This window comes from Sphingorhabdus sp. (assembly GCF_044374345.1).
Taxonomy (GTDB): Bacteria; Pseudomonadota; Alphaproteobacteria; order Sphingomonadales; family Sphingomonadaceae; genus Sphingorhabdus_B.
The window spans coordinates 1-14,590 of record NZ_JBILOS010000053.1; the positions used below are offsets into that span (position 1 = coordinate 1).

The 14,590-nt window shown below is 55.8% G+C and carries 19 protein-coding genes and 2 tRNA genes; 7 read left to right on the plus strand and 14 right to left on the minus strand.

All coding sequences use genetic code 11. The features are described 5' to 3' along the window. Positions 1–237, plus strand: a 237-nt coding sequence (locus tag ACIQ5B_RS06810) for a ferredoxin family protein (RefSeq protein WP_397598357.1), incomplete at its 5' end; no start/stop codon positions are given. Here ACIQ5B_RS06810 and ACIQ5B_RS06815 read toward each other — a convergent pair. From ACIQ5B_RS06815 to lipB, 3 genes are read right to left on the minus strand one after another with little or no spacing between them, the layout of a single operon-like run. Further along, positions 234–1,526, minus strand: a complete 1,293-nt coding sequence (locus tag ACIQ5B_RS06815; RefSeq protein ID WP_397598358.1) for an NADH:flavin oxidoreductase/NADH oxidase family protein — start codon at positions 1,524–1,526, stop codon at positions 234–236. The genes ACIQ5B_RS06810 and ACIQ5B_RS06815 overlap by 4 nt on opposite strands. Continuing rightward, positions 1,523–1,819 (minus strand): hypothetical protein, encoded by a 297-nt coding sequence (locus ACIQ5B_RS06820; RefSeq protein ID WP_397598359.1) that lies wholly within the window; start codon positions 1,817–1,819, stop codon positions 1,523–1,525. Before ACIQ5B_RS06820 ends, ACIQ5B_RS06815 begins: the two co-directional genes overlap by 4 nt. 15 nt (positions 1,820–1,834) lie before the next feature. After that, positions 1,835–2,512: a lipoyl(octanoyl) transferase LipB gene (gene lipB, locus ACIQ5B_RS06825; protein ID WP_397598360.1), complete on the minus strand. Its 678-nt coding sequence runs from the start codon at positions 2,510–2,512 to the stop codon at positions 1,835–1,837. A gap of 82 nt (positions 2,513–2,594) precedes the next feature. Here lipB and ACIQ5B_RS06830 point away from each other — a divergent pair, with 82 nt between their 5' ends. Further along, positions 2,595–3,338 (plus strand): hypothetical protein, encoded by a 744-nt coding sequence (locus ACIQ5B_RS06830; protein ID WP_397598361.1) that lies wholly within the window; start codon positions 2,595–2,597, stop codon positions 3,336–3,338. Here ACIQ5B_RS06830 and ACIQ5B_RS06835 read toward each other — a convergent pair. The 8 genes from ACIQ5B_RS06835 to petA form a co-directional block, all read right to left on the minus strand. Then, positions 3,328–3,915 carry a GNAT family N-acetyltransferase gene (locus ACIQ5B_RS06835; protein WP_397598362.1) on the minus strand — a complete coding sequence of 196 codons (588 nt, stop codon included), beginning with the start codon at positions 3,913–3,915 and terminating at the stop codon, positions 3,328–3,330. The two genes, ACIQ5B_RS06830 and ACIQ5B_RS06835, sit on opposite strands and share 11 nt — an antisense overlap. Before the next feature lie 6 nt (positions 3,916–3,921). Then, positions 3,922–4,779: an oxygen-dependent coproporphyrinogen oxidase gene (hemF, locus tag ACIQ5B_RS06840; RefSeq protein WP_397598363.1), complete on the minus strand. Its 858-nt coding sequence runs from the start codon at positions 4,777–4,779 to the stop codon at positions 3,922–3,924. After that, the gene (locus ACIQ5B_RS06845) at positions 4,776–5,237 is read right to left on the minus strand and encodes a tRNA (cytidine(34)-2'-O)-methyltransferase (RefSeq protein ID WP_395628736.1); all 462 of its coding nucleotides are present in this window, start codon (positions 5,235–5,237) and stop codon (positions 4,776–4,778) included. Before ACIQ5B_RS06845 ends, hemF begins: the two co-directional genes overlap by 4 nt. A gap of 190 nt (positions 5,238–5,427) precedes the next feature. Continuing rightward, positions 5,428–6,003 carry an EF-hand domain-containing protein gene (locus ACIQ5B_RS06850; protein ID WP_397598364.1) on the minus strand — a complete coding sequence of 192 codons (576 nt, stop codon included), beginning with the start codon at positions 6,001–6,003 and terminating at the stop codon, positions 5,428–5,430. A 151-nt stretch (positions 6,004–6,154) separates the two neighbouring features. After that, positions 6,155–6,228 (minus strand) — tRNA-Gly (locus ACIQ5B_RS06855). Between the two features lie 123 nt (positions 6,229–6,351). Further along, complete coding sequence (locus ACIQ5B_RS06860; RefSeq protein ID WP_397598365.1) at positions 6,352–7,215, minus strand: cytochrome c1; 864 nt, start codon at positions 7,213–7,215, stop codon at positions 6,352–6,354. 18 nt (positions 7,216–7,233) lie between these two features. Next, positions 7,234–8,526 carry a cytochrome bc complex cytochrome b subunit gene (locus ACIQ5B_RS06865; RefSeq protein WP_397598366.1) on the minus strand — a complete coding sequence of 431 codons (1,293 nt, stop codon included), beginning with the start codon at positions 8,524–8,526 and terminating at the stop codon, positions 7,234–7,236. A gap of 14 nt (positions 8,527–8,540) precedes the next feature. Beyond that, positions 8,541–9,200, minus strand: coding sequence for a ubiquinol-cytochrome c reductase iron-sulfur subunit (petA, locus tag ACIQ5B_RS06870; RefSeq protein ID WP_397598367.1), 660 nt, complete (start codon positions 9,198–9,200; stop codon positions 8,541–8,543). A gap of 285 nt (positions 9,201–9,485) precedes the next feature. Here petA and ACIQ5B_RS06875 point away from each other — a divergent pair, with 285 nt between their 5' ends. Beyond that, entirely contained in the window at positions 9,486–10,859 is a 1,374-nt protein-coding gene (locus ACIQ5B_RS06875; protein WP_397598368.1) for a class II 3-deoxy-7-phosphoheptulonate synthase, read from the plus strand. Between the two features lie 48 nt (positions 10,860–10,907). Here the strand turns inward: ACIQ5B_RS06875 and ACIQ5B_RS06880 are convergent, their stop codons facing one another. The 3 genes from ACIQ5B_RS06880 to ACIQ5B_RS06890 form a co-directional block, all read right to left on the minus strand. After that, the gene (locus ACIQ5B_RS06880) at positions 10,908–11,603 is read right to left on the minus strand and encodes a response regulator transcription factor (protein ID WP_397598369.1); all 696 of its coding nucleotides are present in this window, start codon (positions 11,601–11,603) and stop codon (positions 10,908–10,910) included. A gap of 171 nt (positions 11,604–11,774) precedes the next feature. Continuing rightward, a tRNA-Gln gene (locus ACIQ5B_RS06885) sits at positions 11,775–11,849 on the minus strand. A 62-nt stretch (positions 11,850–11,911) separates the two neighbouring features. Beyond that, positions 11,912–13,000 (minus strand): branched-chain amino acid aminotransferase, encoded by a 1,089-nt coding sequence (locus ACIQ5B_RS06890; RefSeq protein ID WP_397598370.1) that lies wholly within the window; start codon positions 12,998–13,000, stop codon positions 11,912–11,914. A gap of 60 nt (positions 13,001–13,060) precedes the next feature. Here ACIQ5B_RS06890 and ACIQ5B_RS06895 point away from each other — a divergent pair, with 60 nt between their 5' ends. The 4 genes from ACIQ5B_RS06895 to ACIQ5B_RS06910 all read left to right on the plus strand — a co-directional run. After that, positions 13,061–13,570 carry a MarR family winged helix-turn-helix transcriptional regulator gene (locus tag ACIQ5B_RS06895; RefSeq protein ID WP_397576280.1) on the plus strand — a complete coding sequence of 170 codons (510 nt, stop codon included), beginning with the start codon at positions 13,061–13,063 and terminating at the stop codon, positions 13,568–13,570. Continuing rightward, a complete protein-coding gene (locus ACIQ5B_RS06900) occupies positions 13,570–13,896 on the plus strand; it encodes a phosphoribosyl-ATP diphosphatase (protein WP_397598371.1) in 327 nt (108 codons plus the stop codon). The genes ACIQ5B_RS06895 and ACIQ5B_RS06900 overlap by 1 nt, the downstream gene beginning before the upstream one ends. Position 13,897: 1 nt before the next feature. Continuing rightward, entirely contained in the window at positions 13,898–14,275 is a 378-nt protein-coding gene (locus ACIQ5B_RS06905) for a histidine triad nucleotide-binding protein (RefSeq protein WP_397598372.1), read from the plus strand. Between the two features lie 68 nt (positions 14,276–14,343). Beyond that, the coding region (locus tag ACIQ5B_RS06910) for an amino acid permease (RefSeq protein WP_397598373.1) at positions 14,344–14,590 on the plus strand (247 nt) is incomplete at its 3' end.

Genomic DNA, 14,590 nt, shown 5'->3' on the forward strand with positions numbered 1-14,590 from the left:
ATCAACCCAAATGAGTGCATCGATTGCGGCGTATGCGAACCCGAATGCCCTGCAGAAGCGATTTTGCCAGACACCGAAAGCGGTTTGGAACAATGGCTTGAGCTGAACGCAACCTACAGCGCAGAATGGCCGAACATTACTTCAAGCCGCGAACCGCCTGCAGACGCAGACGAGCATAAGGGCGAAGAAGGCAAATTCGACAAATATTTCAGCGCGGAGCCCGGCGAAGGCGATTAAGCCTTCGCGGCACGCCGCTCTTTAAGCCAGCTTCTTTGATAGGATTCTACTTCACGTAGAGCCTCAAAGACCGTGACGGTCGGCTTCGTCCGGCCGGTACGTCCCAGCGCGTATATCTGGCTGTAAAACCAATATTGGGTCGCAAAACCTTCAATCCCGCGCACCGCCTTTATCTTGCGTAGGCTGGATAGCCACTCGGGCAGCAGCTTCAGCTGGTTTTCAACCTTGGGCAGCATCGCCAAGCCACCGAGCAGCCGCTTTGGCGCTTCGGGCATGACGCATAATGGCCGCGCCAATCCGACAACGTCCGCAGCCCTGTTGCGAAGCGCCTGTTCCATGGCCGATGCGCTGCGGAAACCGCCCGTGACCATCAATGGAATGGTCAACTCGCTCTTCATCGCTTTGGCAAAATCAACGAAATAGGCTTCACGTGCGAGCGTGGTTTCCGCGACGGTCTGCGTCTCTTCGGCTTCCATCCCCTCGATGCCCAATAGCTTGGGCTGCTCATACGTGCCGCCCGATATTTCGATTAAATCAACGCCAGCATCCTGAAGCCAGCGGGCAACCTGAAGGCTGTCTTCAAAAGCAAAGCCGCCGCGCTGGAAATCCGCGCTGTTCAGCTTGACCGAAATCGGGAACTGAGGGCCAACCAAAGTCCGGACGGTGTTGACGGTGAACATCAGGAAGCGGGCGCGGTTGACAAGGCTGCCACCCCAGCGATCGGTGCGCTGGTTTGACTTTGGGCTGAGGAATTGGGAGATCAGATAACCGTGCGCTGCATGGATTTGAACGCCCGTGAACCCGGCATTTTGGCAATGCAGTGCCGCTTGGCCGAACCGGCCAATCAGATTTAGAATTTCATCCTCGGTCAATGCAACCGGCATTCCAAATTGTCCGCCGGGCAGGCCCAGCTTGACCGCTGACGGCGCCTTTGGACGTGGGTTGATGCCCCGCATGGTCTGGCGGCCCGCGTGGCTTATCTGCGCCCAAAAATGGTTGCCATTGCGCGTCGCGGCCTTGGTCCATGATTTGAGCGCATCCATCATCGCTTCGTCCGGCTGTCCGCTGAAAAAGACGTTTCCAGCCCGTTCCAAATGGTCGGCATCAATATGGATGTTGCCCGAAATCTGGAGGCCAGCGCCTCCATCAGACCAGATACCGTACAGGCGCTGCAACTCGGGCGTCGGCACACCTTGCGTGTCCGCCAACCCTTCGGTCATCGCGGCTTTTGCTATTCGGTTGTTGAGTACGGCCCCACAGGGCAGTTGTATGGCGCTACTTAAGATCACTTTGGCTCGCTTGGCTCTTCAGTTTTTGGTTCGTCTGAACCATCGGTTTTGGGTTCGTCGCTTTCTTCCGGCGTTGCTTTTTCAGCATCGGTATCGGCACGCACGGGCATCGCTTCAACAGGTGCCTCATCGGTGGATTCGTCGGTGTTAATCATGTCGTCACTGATCGTGCCTTTAAGGCTTTCGAGATTGTCCATCCGCGTTTCGGTGACCTGATTGTCTTCTTTGCCGCCGCCACAGGCGGTCAATGCCAGTAAGGCTGCAAAGGCAGGCGCCATGATGGTTACACGCATATCGACCTCAGTTCTCTATTCCGGCGCGACCGTACAATTTCCGCTCGCTTTGGCAAGGTTAATGAGAAAGTCGGGGAAGGTTGCAAGCAATGCTGCGTCGAAGTCCTGCAGTGATGCGTCAATGCCCAGGTCTGCGAGGCTTGTGACCGGATATTCGGATATCCCGCACGGGACGATGCCGCCGAAATGATTCAAATCAGGCGCAATATTCACCGCAAAGCCATGCATCGTCACCCATCTGCGGATTCGCACGCCAATTGCGCCGATCTTTGCTTCCTGACCATTTTTGGTGTCGCACCATATGCCAACACGGCCTTCGGCGCGGCGTGCCTCCACCCCGAAATGGCCAAGTGCGGCGATCACCCAACCCTCGAGCGCATGCACATAACAGCGGACATCTTTGCAATGCTTGGCAAGGTCAAGCATGACATAGCCCACCCGCTGCCCCGGCCCATGATAAGTGTACCGTCCGCCGCGTCCGGTGTCGTAGACAGGAAATGCGGTGCTCAGCAATTCTGCCGGGTCCGCGCTCGTCCCGCCCGTGTATAATGGCGGGTGTTCCAGCAGCCAGATAAGCTCCCGTGCATTTTCGTCACGGATCGCCGCCTGCAATGTTTCCATACGGGCAACGGCTTCGGGATAGGGGGTCAGCCCTTCGGAAACGTCCCAATCAATATTGCCATCGATCTTCATCCGCGCTGCTTAGCATGGTGCAAGCCGCTTGCCACCGGATAAGTCAGCCTCTACCCCGCGCAGCTAGGGTCAGGGAGTGTATATGCAAAAGAAGCTTGATTATCGTGCGGTGGCAAAAGATGCGCGCGCTTCATTCGCGGCGCACCGTGAAGCCATTATCGCCATTGCGGGCTTTTTCATTTTCATGTCGAACTGGATCGCAGGCTATTTGGCGCCACCGCTCATCCTTGAAAGCTTTGACGATACAACCAAAGTCATCGCGGCGTTCAGCGGCTATTTCGAGGCGAATTGGCCGGTCTTATTACCGGCGATGCTTGTCACAATGTATGGCAGCCTTGCGCTTTATGTCCTGATTTCAGGGCGCAAATTGGCAAAGGTGGGCGACGCGCTTGTCATCGCCGCCGCATTGTTCCCGACATATTTGACCGCGACCATATTGACCGGCTGGGCGACATTTGCGGGGTTCTTGCTGTTCATCATTCCCGGCCTTTATCTCACGGGCCGTTTTGCCGTGCTGCCAGCGGTCATCGCGCAAGAACCGGCGCTTGGCATCATAGACGCGGTCAAACAGACTTGGGCAACAACGCGGGCATGCGGTTGGGCCATAGTGATACTGACGCTGTTTATCGCGGTCGCTATACGCCTGGTTTCAGGGATCGCTGGCGATACCGTCGCCGGGATATGCGAAGCAATTGCGGGCGAGGGCGGGGTTCCCATCATCCAAGCTGCGGTCAGCGCGTTTTTCGCGGCGGTTGAGGCGGTTATTTACGTTATCGCTGCGACGGCAGTTAATCGTCAGCTTGGGGCACAGACGGCTAACCAATAATGGGAATATGCGGCGCTGCATCGCGCGGGATGAGCCCGTTGATCCGTGGGTCCGTAAATGTTTCCAATTGCCGTTGATAGGCCGTGAACCCGGCCTTTTGATAAAAGGCGAGCGCGGTTGGACCGTCCAAAGTGCATGTATGCACCCACATGCGTTGCACGCCCGCCTCTGCCCAACCCAGCTGAAGCGCCATGGCCATCAACCATTTGCCGTGGCCCTTGCCGCCGAGTTCGGGGATCAGGCCGAAAAAGGCAATTTCACATGCGCCATCGGTTCTGAAGTCGAGCTCCAATATGCCAACTTCAATCCCCCGCCTGTCCACCACTGCCCAAATCCGGACCTTGGGGTCGTGAATGGTCGCAATCAGCGTCTCGTCGTCCATCTCAAGGCGCGAGAACCACAGCCAAGGTTCGCCAATGCGGCGATAGAGTGCGCGATATTTGTGGGCATGCGGGGCGTGCCATGGCTCTAGCCGCAAATCCGAAGCTGGCAGCGCGCGCAGTGGCGGGCGGCTGGTCATTTCCAGCGAGGTTACAATGGCACCAAGCTCGCCATCGGCAATCGGGCTATAGGGCATTTGGGGTTAATCCCACGCCACTTCGGGCGGAAGGCTCATCAAAATCGCGTCGACATTTCCGCCGGTTTTCAGGCCGAAGGTGGTGCCGCGGTCATATACCAAGTTGAATTCGGCATAGAGCCCGCGCCAGCGCCGCTGCGCCTGCTTTTCTTCAGCGGTAAATGGCTGATTCATCCGGCGGCGCACCAGCTTGGGGAAGATATCGAGGAAAGCTTCGCCGACATCGCGGGTCAGTGCAAAATTCTGCTCGAAAATGGCATCACTGCTGTTTTCCAGATGATCGTAGAAAATACCGCCAACACCGCGATGCACGTTGCGGTGGGGGATCCAGAAATACTCCTCCGCCCATTTGCGATAGCGTTCGTACACGTCGGGGCCATAAGGCGCACATGCGGCACGCAGACGGGCGTGGAAGTCTGCCGTGTCTTCTTCATAGGGGATGGGCGGGTTGAGGTCCGCACCGCCGCCAAACCAGCTTTTCGTCGTCACAAGATAGCGCGTGTTCATGTGCACCGCGGGCACATGCGGATTGGCCATATGCGCGACGAGGCTGATGCCGGTCGCGAAGAAATTCGGATCTTCAGCCGCGCCATGAATGGTTTTGGCAAATTCGGGGTTGAAGCTGCCCCCTACGGTCGAAACGTTTACGCCAACCTTTTCAAAGATTTTACCCTTCATCACGCCGCGCACGCCGCCGCCGCCTGGCGAACCGTCATGGTCGTGGCGATCCCACGGGATATATTCGAATGATGCGTCTGATCCGGCCTCACGTTCGATAGCTTCAAACGCCGCACAAATGCTGTCGCGCAGCGATTCGAACCAACTGCGCGCCGCTTGCTGACGATTGTCGAGGACCAGAGTCATACTGCACCTTCCGGAAATTGCTGGGTCTGCCGCAGACCTTCTGCCAATGCGATGCCAGCCGACACCGAAATGTTCAAGGACCGAAATCCAGCGCCCATGGGAATATATACGCGTTCGTCGGCGCGCGCATGCACCTCGGGCGGTGCGCCGCTGCTTTCCGACCCCATCAGGATGACATCATCGGGCCGAAAGGCGAATGCGGGCAGGGCGGTTGAAGCCTTGCTCGACATCAGCACCAACCGCGCGCCGTTCAATGTTTCAAGAAACGCCGACCAGTCTGTGTGGCGCCGAATCTTTGCATGCGCGACATAGTCCATACCGGCACGCCTCAAGGCACGTTCAGAAAAGGGAAAACCGCAAGGTTCTATGATGTCGCATTGGACGCAAAAGCATGCCGTTGTGCGTAATACCGCCCCGACATTGCCGGCCATATCCGGCTGATAGAGCGCGATGCGCATGAAAACTCTCCGATAGAAACCAATGCGTGACGATTAGACCGTATCAGGCCCCTATGGCAACCGTGCCCACGGGCGATGCGCGGTCGTTGGGCCGATATTAGCAATAAAAAAGGCCGGAGACGGCAAAGCAGCTCCGGCCAAGAAAGGCGCGATCCGAAAAGGGGGGAGAAGACCGCGCCAGCAAAGTCTGTTAGCCGCCGTTGGGCTGGGCAGGGGCCATTGGTCCGTTCCAGCGACCCTTGCGACCGGCCCTGCGCTCGTCGGGGGTGATGCGGCCATCTTTATTGGTATCGGCTTTGGCGAAGCGGGCTTCAGCGGCTGCACGGAATTCTGGCCCCGATATGGCCTTGTCACCATTGCTGTCCGCACGCGCCATTATATCCATGCGTCCGTCACGGCCACCTTCGCGCGCATGACGCTTGCCCATCTTGCGATGCTCCATGCGCTTTTCGCGTCGGCTCATCCGACGCTCGCTGAACATTTCATGTGCAGCCATGAATTCAGCTTGGCTGATCGCGCCGTTTTTGTCGGTATCGATTGCGGCAAAGCGCTTGGCCAGCATCGCGGCCTTGTCGCTGTCATTCAGCGTGCCATCAGCATTGGCGTCCATCTTCGAAAAAACAGCATCGGCGGCAACCATGGCTTCAGCTTTGGTGACAACGCGGTCGCCGTCTTGGTCTGCCCTTCCATCGGGCGCAGCATATATCGCTGAAGCTGACATTGCCGAAAAGGCCATCAGGCCAGCATAAATGGAAAGTTTCTTCATCCTCATCGCTCCTTATAATCGTTCGCGGGACTGCAGTTATAACGTATATAAGCTGAATATTCCGCAACAGTTTGTCGAGGCAAAGCATGCTTTGTCGCAAACTGTAACAGCATGGGATGATTTAACGCGGTGATGTGAAGCTGTGGAAAGTTGGAGCGGGTAAGGGGAATCGAACCCCTCTAGCTAGCTTGGAAGGCTAGTGCATTACCACTATGCTATACCCGCGACTGGCCATGGGCCGTCTTGAGCGCCGCTATTGCCATTATACGGCCCTAGCGTCAACGCCCAGATTGTAAAAGAAAGGGCCGCAAAAGCGGCCCTTTCCAAAAACTATGCCGTTTTTTTTTATCAATGCTTCTTGTCTGCCCAAATCGTTTTGTAGGACATCCAGGCAAGCACCGTGAAGACCAGGAGGAAGCCAAGGGCTGCCCAACCTGCGCTCTTGCGGTTTTCCATCTTTGGTTCCGCAGCCCAGGTCAGGAATGCAGAGACGTCTTTCGCCATCTGTTCCTTAGTGGCCTTTGTACCATCGTCATAAGTAACCTGGTCATCGGAAACGATCGGTGGTGCCATCGCGATGTTCAGGTTCGCAAACCATGGGTTGAAGTGCAGGCCGGAAGTTGTCGCCGCTTCAGGGAATTCCTTCAGCAGTTCTTTGCCGTCTTCGTTCTTGTAACCAGCTTGGTCACGATAGCCGAGCAGCAATGAGTACAAATAAGCAGGGCCATTTTCACGCGCCTTTGTGATCAGCGAAAGATCTGGCGGAAGCGCGTTGTTGTTGGCCGCACGTGCTGCCACATCGTTCGCAAATGGCGAAGGAATTTTGTCCGCAGGAATGGCCGGACGTGTCGCAGGCTCACCCGTTTCGGGGTTGATGCTTGGAACTTCGGTCTTCCATGCCTTTGCAAGCGCTTTGACCTGTTCTTCGCTGTAACCCAAGGCCGCGAAATCGCGGAACGCGACCAGATTCAAGCTGTGGCAAGCGGCGCAGACTTCAGCATAGACCTTCAAACCGCGCTGCAATTGACCGCGGTCATATTTGCCCAACGGACCGTCATGGGCAAATTTTACGGGCAAAGGCTCTTCGTGGAATTCTGCCTCAACCGAAGGAACGGCAGGTTCCTTGATCGCAGTGATTACGGTGTCCCCAAGGCCAAGCAACAGCATGCCGCTGAAAAACAGGCCTACCAAAAAAGCAACTAAACGAACCATGATTATGCTTTCCCTGTTTTACGCAGCCGCTGGAAGCGGTTTGCCGGTGACAGCTTCGGTGATTGAATTTGGCAGCGGAAGCGGCCGTTCAATGCGCGAAACGATCGGCAAGATGATCAAGAAGTGAGCGAAATAGTACGCTGCCGCAATTTGGCTGAGTACAACCCACTGGGTATATGGAGGTTTGCCACCGCAATAGGTCAGGATGACGATACATGGGATCAGGCCATACCAGAAGAATTTGCGGAACAATGGACGATAATGTCCCGAACGCACTGGCGAGGTGTCCAACCAAGGCAGGAAGAACAATAGCAAGATCGAACCGAACATCGCCAGCACGCCCATCAACTTTGCAGGGATGAGGATGATACCGGTGAACGGAATGCCGAAGTCGACCGTGAACGCCTTCAAAATTGCGTAGAAGGGCAAGAAATACCATTCAGGCACGATGTGCGCTGGCGTCGAAAGCGGGTTCGCCGGGATATAATTGTCCGGATGGCCAAGCATATTTGGCGCAAAGAAAGTGACCGCCACGAAGAAGATCAAGAAGATCCCCAAGCCGAAGCCGTCTTTTGCGGTGTAATATGGGTGGAATGGAACCGTGTCTTGCTCACCCTTTACGCTGACGCCCGTCGGGTTTGACGACCCCGGGATGTGCAATGCCCAAATGTGCAAGATGATGACACCGGCAATGACGAATGGCAGCAAATAGTGCAGCGAGAAGAAACGGTTCAGCGCAGCCTGGTCTGGCGAAAAGCCGCCCAAAAGAAGCTGACGCAGCGGTTCACCCACCAATGGAATGGCGGAGAAGAAGCCCGTAATAACCTGTGCACCCCAGAAGCTCATTTGGCCCCATGGAAGCACATAGCCCATGAACGCAGTCGCCATCATCAACAAGAAAATGGTGACGCCCAGCAACCAGATCATTTCGCGCGGCGCTTTATATGAACCGTAGAAAAGACCGCGGAAGATATGGATATAGACCACGATGAAGAAGAAGCTTGCGCCGTTCATGTGCGCATAGCGAATGAACCAGCCCGAGTTCACATCGCGCATGATATGTTCAACGCTGTTAAACGCGCCATCGACACTTGCATAATAATGCATGGCCAACACGATGCCGGTCACAATCTGGATCACCAAAGCGACGCCCGCAAGGACGCCGAAGTTCCAGAAGTAATTGAGGTTGCGGGGTACCGGATATCCGGCGCCAACCGCGTTATATACAAGGCGTGGCAAGGGGAGACGTTCGTCGACCCATTTGCTCACCGGACCCTGCGGTTTATATTCTTGTGCCCAAGGGAAGCTCATCGCGTTTTAGCTCCTCAACCGATTTTGACGACTGTGTCAGAAATGAATGCGAATTCCGGAACGACGAGATTTGTCGGGGCTGGGCCCTTCCGGATACGTGCGGCGGTATCATAATGTGAACCATGGCATGGGCAGAAATAGCCGCCATATTCACCCTTAACTTCGCCTGCTGCGGCACCAAGTGGCACGCAACCCAAATGGGTGCAAACGCCAAGGGTGATCAGCCAATTTTCTTTGCCGGGCTTGGTGCGATCGGCAAGTGTTTGTGGATCGCGCAGCGAACCAACATCGACCTTGCTTGCTTCTTCGACTTCGGCAGGCGTCAGGTTGCGGATGAACACCGGCTGTTTGCGCCAGCTGGTCTTGATGGCCTGACCTGGCTGGATAGCTGCAACGTCGACCTCGATGGACGCGAGTGCCAGCACGTCCGCGCTTGCGCTCATCTGCGATACCAATGGCATGGCAACCGCTGCGGCGCCTACGCCGGCAAAGCTGACTGTCGCGATGTGAATGAAGTCACGGCGACGAACGCCCGAACCTTCTGCGCCGCCATGACCATTGTCACTAGCGGTAACTTGCGCTGCTACTGGAGCTGCTGCCGCCGCTTTTTGTACTGCCGGCTTTTGTACTGCCGGCTTTTTCGCCGTGCTTTTTGTCTTTTTGACTGTCGACATAATCTGCCCTTTTTGCGTTGCGGCGGTGAAACCGCAATAGCGTCGAAATCCCGTCTCTTCCCAAACTGAAAAGCCATTCGCCTTACAATTGGGTCGATTCAGCGGGCCTGATAGACGCCTTTAGCCCTTTTTGCCAACAGGGAATTTGGCAGTGCGCATAGCAAAGCACGCCATGGCGATTGCATTTTGCAAAACCGGCGTAAATTCGCGGCTAATGCTTGCTTCTCGCAACATATTAAGCCTAAAGGGCGCGTCTTTTAAATGAATATTGTTGGAGTAGATCGCATGGCGACACCTTGGACGCCGGATAGCTGGAGAAGCGCGACGGGCATTCACATGCCCGAATATAAGGATGCAGCAGCGCTTGCCGCAACCGAAGAGACGTTGCGCAACTATCCGCCGCTGGTGTTTGCAGGCGAGGCGCGCAATCTCACCGCGGACCTCGCCAAGGTCGCCGACGGAAAGGCGTTTCTGTTGCAAGGCGGCGATTGCGCCGAAAGCTTTGCCGAATTTCATCCCAATAATATCCGCGATACATTTCGCGTCATTCTGCAAATGGCGGTGGTGCTGACCTTTGCGGGCAAATTGCCCGTAGTTAAGGTGGGCCGGATGGCTGGCCAATTTGCCAAGCCACGATCAGCCCCGACCGAAACGATCAATGGCGTCGAACTGCCGAGCTATTTCGGCGACATTATCAACGACATTGAATTTGTTGCCGAAGGCCGCGAGCCTGACCCGGCACGGATGATCCGTGCATATAGCCAGGCGGCATCAACGCTGAACCTGTTGCGCGCGTTTTCCAACGGCGGTTACGCCAATCTGCAGCAGGTCAATGCGTGGACGCATGATTATATGGGCCGTTCCCCATGGGCGCAGAAATATAAAGAAACCGCTGACCGCATTAGCGAGGCGCTGGCGTTCATGGAAGCCTGCGGCATCACGCCAGAGACTGTCCCGCAGATTAAGGGCACAAGCTTTTACACCAGCCATGAGGCATTATTGTTGCCTTATGAGCAGGCAATGACCCGGCAGGACAGCCTTACGGGTGATTGGTACGATACGTCGGCGCACTTTCTGTGGATCGGCGATCGCACCCGCTTTGACGGTTCGGCGCATGTCGAATTTTTGCGCGGCATCGGCAACCCAATCGGTATCAAATGCGGACCAAGCCTTGAGCCCGACGCGCTGTTGCGCATGTTGGATGGGTTGAACCCGTCGCGCGAAGCGGGCCGGATTACGCTGATTTCGCGTTATGGTTATGACAAGGTGGAAAGCGGATTGCCCACTTTGGTGCGTGCCGTCCAGCGTGAGGGACATCCTGTTATCTGGTCATGCGATCCGATGCATGGCAATGTCGTCAAATCCGCCAGCGGATATAAAACGCGTCCGTTTGAGCGTATTTTGGCCGAAGTCCGCGGCTTCTTTGCTGTCCACCGTGCAGAAGGCAGCTTTGGCGGAGGCATCCATATTGAGATGACAGGCCAAAACGTCACCGAATGCACCGGCGGTGCGGTTGCCGTGACCGACGAAGGTTTGGCCGATCGGTACCACACGCATTGCGACCCACGGTTGAATGCCGCGCAATCGCTTGAACTCGCGTTCCTGTTGGCAGACATTCTTAATCAGGAAATGACCGAGCGGGCGAAGAAAGCCGCATAAGCGTCCATCATCGCCTCATCCGGCTGTCCGCCAGATGCTCGTCCGAAACTAACGCGAGTTGGCAATCGTTTCTAAGCGGTAGCCGTACCCGAAGACCGTTGAAATGCGAAAACCGTTTTCAGGCTGCAGGTGCAGCTTTGAACGCACGCGTGAGATATGCATGTCCAACGTACGCGTGGCCAAGGCCGCGGTCGTCCGCCAGATCGCCTCCATAAGATGATTGCGCGACAATGTGCGGTTGACATTGCGGAAGAAAAAGTCGGCCAATTCAAACTCTTTGGCCGTGAGCGCAATGATCTGCCCATTCACCAGGACCGTCTGTTCAATCCGGTTTAAGCGATATTTGCCATATGTCGCTTCGGTATCAAAAGCGCCACCAATTGCGCCACGGCGTAATATCGCACTGATGCGTGCGGCGATAACCGTGCGGTCTTCTGGCTTACTGATATAATCAGTGGCTCCGGCATAAAGTGCCTCGGTAATGTCTCTTTTTGCAGACCGGTTGGTGATCATCATGACCGGTGGTTGCTCAGGCAGCGTCTCTTGCATCCATTTCAGAATCTCGAGACCGTCTTTGCCGGGCATGTTCCAATCGAGCATCAGCAAATCAAATGGGTCGCTGACCAAATTGCGCATAAGGGCGTTCCCATCGGTATATCCAACCGCAGCATGGCCAAGTTCTTCGACGATTGCTTTCAGATGATGAACCACTTCTGGCTCATCGTCTGCAATTACTACCCGCATATTTTGGTCCGCCCTTCAGCAAATTGCCGAACACCGGCGCTCGAGAGATAAATACGCCGATAAACATTATGTTACCAGACATAGGCCCAAAACATTTACAATGTTTTACATTTGGTGATGGGTGCAAAGCTGGCGCGGATTGAGGAAGACTTTAGCGCAGATTGAAGAAAATGGCTGGGGCGGCAGGGATCGAACCTGCGAATGGCGGCATCAAAAGCCGCTGCCTTACCGCTTGGCGACGCCCCAGCAAGCCAGTAAACTGGCCGATGTGCGCGGCTTATATCGCGCGAATCTCGTAGCGCAACAGCTTAATCGATGCGTTGCACCCAACCATGGGTGTCTGCTGCCGCTCCGCGTTGGATATCCACAAGTTTTGCGCGGATTTTCTGGGTCATTTGCCCTGCGCCGCCCGCGCCAATGGTGAAGGCACCTTGGGTGGATTTCACCGTGCCAACAGGGGTTACAACCGCCGCAGTGCCACAGGCAAAGACTTCAACAAGCCGTCCGGATTCGGCATCGGCGCGCCATTGGTCCATCGCATAACGCTCCTCACGGACGTTCAAACCTTGTTCACGGGCAAGGGTCAGAACCGAATCGCGGGTGATGCCTTCCAAAATCGTGCCGTCGGTAGGTGGTGTCAGCAATGATCCGTCGTCGAACAGGAAAAACAGGTTCATGCCGCCAAGTTCTTCGACCCAGCGATGTTCGGCGGCATCCAGAAAGACGACCTGGTCACAACCCTGACGAATGGCCTCGGATTGGGCGACAAGGCTGGCGGCATAATTACCGCCGCATTTTGCCGCGCCCGTTCCGCCGCGTGCGGCACGGGTATAGTGTTCCGATACCCAAATCGAAATCGCCGGTGCGCCGCTTTTAAAATAATTCCCGGCCGATGACGCGATGACCATGAACAGATATTCCGCCGATGGCTTCACGCCCAAAAACACTTCGCTGGCGATCATGAAGGGGCGCAAATAAATCGATCCGCCATCGATCGGCGGAAACCAGTCCTTGTCGACCTGAACCAGTTGGCGGCACGCCTGAAGGAACATTTCTTCAGGCAGTTCGGGCATGGCAAGGCGCTTGGCCGACCGCTGGAAACGGCGGGCATTCTGTTCAGGGCGAAACAGCGCCATCGATCCGTCGGCAAGGCGATAGGCCTTTAAACCTTCAAATATTTCCTGTGCATAATGCAGCACAGCGGTCGCTGGATCGAGCGTGAGCGGCGCACGGGGCCCGACTTTCGCATCATGCCAGCCTTTGGCGTCCGAATAGCGGATGGTGACCATATGATCGGTAAACACACGGCCGAAACCGGGATCCACAAGCCGCGCCGCGCGTTCCGCCGCGTCAACGGGGTTTGGATTCGCCTCAAATGGAAATGCGCCGGACGTCATAGATGCTCTCGTCAGTTAGGGTCTTGCTTCGTCCTATGGGCTGGGCTTAGATACGTCAATATGGCTGCCCCATCTTCTGTATCTGTTGCGCCCACGGCGTCGCCCTTGTTTCTGCGCGAGCATGAGGTGCGGCGCGGCGTTGAGCTTTTGTTTTTCGGCTATACGCGGCTCACGCGCGCTATAGATGATGGATTGGCAGAACATGGCCTTGGCCGCGCGCACCATCGCGCGCTCTATTTCATCGCCCGCCAACCCGACCTTACGATTAGCGAATTGCTCAAAATTCTGGCCATCACAAAACAATCGCTCGGCCGGGTGCTGACCGACTTGGCGGAAAAAGGGTTGGTGGAAACGCGCACGGGCGTGGTCGACCGGCGGCAGAAGCTGCTGCGTTTGACCGCCGAGGGTGTCCGCTTTGAAGCGCAGCTATTTGACGCACTGCGCACGAGCCTTGCGTCCGCATATGCCGCAGCAGGGCAGGAATCGGTCACAGGTTTCTGGCGCGTTTTGGAAGGGTTGATACCCGCAGAGGACAAGGCGATGGTTATCGCCCTGCAGAAGGACATTTGATGCGCGACACGCTTGCACGACTTGAACACACCATCGCCCAGCGGTCGAACGCTGCGCCCGATAGCAGCTATGTGGCATCATTATTCGCCAAAGGGCGCGGCAAAATTGCGCAGAAAGTTGGCGAAGAAGCCACCGAGACCATCATTGCCGCGCTGTCGGGAAATGCCGAACATCTTACTGCTGAAGCGGCAGACCTGCTTTTCCACCTGATGATCTTGCTCAACGAAGGTGGCGTGGCATTTGACGATGTTCTCGCCGAACTGGACCGCAGGGACGGCGTATCCGGCCTGGTGGAAAAGGCTGCGCGCGACAATTCCGGAGAATAAGATGCCAATCGATGCGACATTGCCGTATGATGACCAGAATATTTTTGCGAAAATCCTGCGCGGGGAAATTCCCTGCAAAAAGGTTTTTGAAGATGACTGGGCGCTTGCCTTTCACGACATCAATCCGCAGGCCCCGACGCATGTCCTTGTTATTCCCAAGGGCGCTTATGTCAGCTGGGACGATTTTAGCGGCAAAGCCAGCGATGCGGAAATAGCCGGATTTGTGCGCGCTGTCGGACAAGTATCGCGCGCATTGGGTCTGGTCGAACCCGGATATCGGTTGCTCGCCAATATCGGAATGGATTCGCATCAGGAGGTTCCGCACCTGCATGTCCATGTTTTTGGTGGAAAACCGCTCGGACCGATGCTTATGCGATGAAATTCAGTTGCGCTAATACACGGAGTGTTTAGTTCGACTATGGAGCTTTAATTTTTTGGGAGATGAGTATGATTTTCGGGCGCGTAAAGCCGCTTGATGCGATCTTGGCTACGGCTGAGAAAAAATCGCTCACGCGAACGCTGGGGGCTTTTCAGCTTACCATGCTAGGTATTGGTGCCATCATTGGCACCGGCATTTTTGTTTTGACCGCGGAGGCTGCAAATAAAGCTGGTCCGGCTATGATGATTAGCTTTGTCATCGCTGCCGTGGTTTGTGGACTTGCGGCATTATGCTATTCTGAATTGGCATCAATGG

Coding starts and splice junctions, on each gene's coding strand:
- ACIQ5B_RS06820 (WP_397598359.1), bottom strand. CDS start 1,819: ATGCGTGTAACCATCATGGCGCCTGCCTTTGCAGCCTTACTGGCATTG.
- lipB (WP_397598360.1), bottom strand. CDS start 2,512: ATGAAGATCGATGGCAATATTGATTGGGACGTTTCCGAAGGGCTGACC.
- ACIQ5B_RS06830 (WP_397598361.1), top strand. CDS start 2,595: ATGCAAAAGAAGCTTGATTATCGTGCGGTGGCAAAAGATGCGCGCGCT.
- ACIQ5B_RS06835 (WP_397598362.1), bottom strand. CDS start 3,915: ATGCCCTATAGCCCGATTGCCGATGGCGAGCTTGGTGCCATTGTAACC.
- hemF (WP_397598363.1), bottom strand. CDS start 4,779: ATGACTCTGGTCCTCGACAATCGTCAGCAAGCGGCGCGCAGTTGGTTC.
- ACIQ5B_RS06845 (WP_395628736.1), bottom strand. CDS start 5,237: ATGCGCATCGCGCTCTATCAGCCGGATATGGCCGGCAATGTCGGGGCG.
- ACIQ5B_RS06850 (WP_397598364.1), bottom strand. CDS start 6,003: ATGAAGAAACTTTCCATTTATGCTGGCCTGATGGCCTTTTCGGCAATG.
- ACIQ5B_RS06860 (WP_397598365.1), bottom strand. CDS start 7,215: ATGGTTCGTTTAGTTGCTTTTTTGGTAGGCCTGTTTTTCAGCGGCATG.
- ACIQ5B_RS06865 (WP_397598366.1), bottom strand. CDS start 8,526: ATGAGCTTCCCTTGGGCACAAGAATATAAACCGCAGGGTCCGGTGAGC.
- petA (WP_397598367.1), bottom strand. CDS start 9,200: ATGTCGACAGTCAAAAAGACAAAAAGCACGGCGAAAAAGCCGGCAGTA.
- ACIQ5B_RS06875 (WP_397598368.1), top strand. CDS start 9,486: ATGGCGACACCTTGGACGCCGGATAGCTGGAGAAGCGCGACGGGCATT.
- ACIQ5B_RS06880 (WP_397598369.1), bottom strand. CDS start 11,603: ATGCGGGTAGTAATTGCAGACGATGAGCCAGAAGTGGTTCATCATCTG.
- ACIQ5B_RS06890 (WP_397598370.1), bottom strand. CDS start 13,000: ATGACGTCCGGCGCATTTCCATTTGAGGCGAATCCAAACCCCGTTGAC.
- ACIQ5B_RS06895 (WP_397576280.1), top strand. CDS start 13,061: ATGGCTGCCCCATCTTCTGTATCTGTTGCGCCCACGGCGTCGCCCTTG.
- ACIQ5B_RS06900 (WP_397598371.1), top strand. CDS start 13,570: ATGCGCGACACGCTTGCACGACTTGAACACACCATCGCCCAGCGGTCG.
- ACIQ5B_RS06905 (WP_397598372.1), top strand. CDS start 13,898: ATGCCAATCGATGCGACATTGCCGTATGATGACCAGAATATTTTTGCG.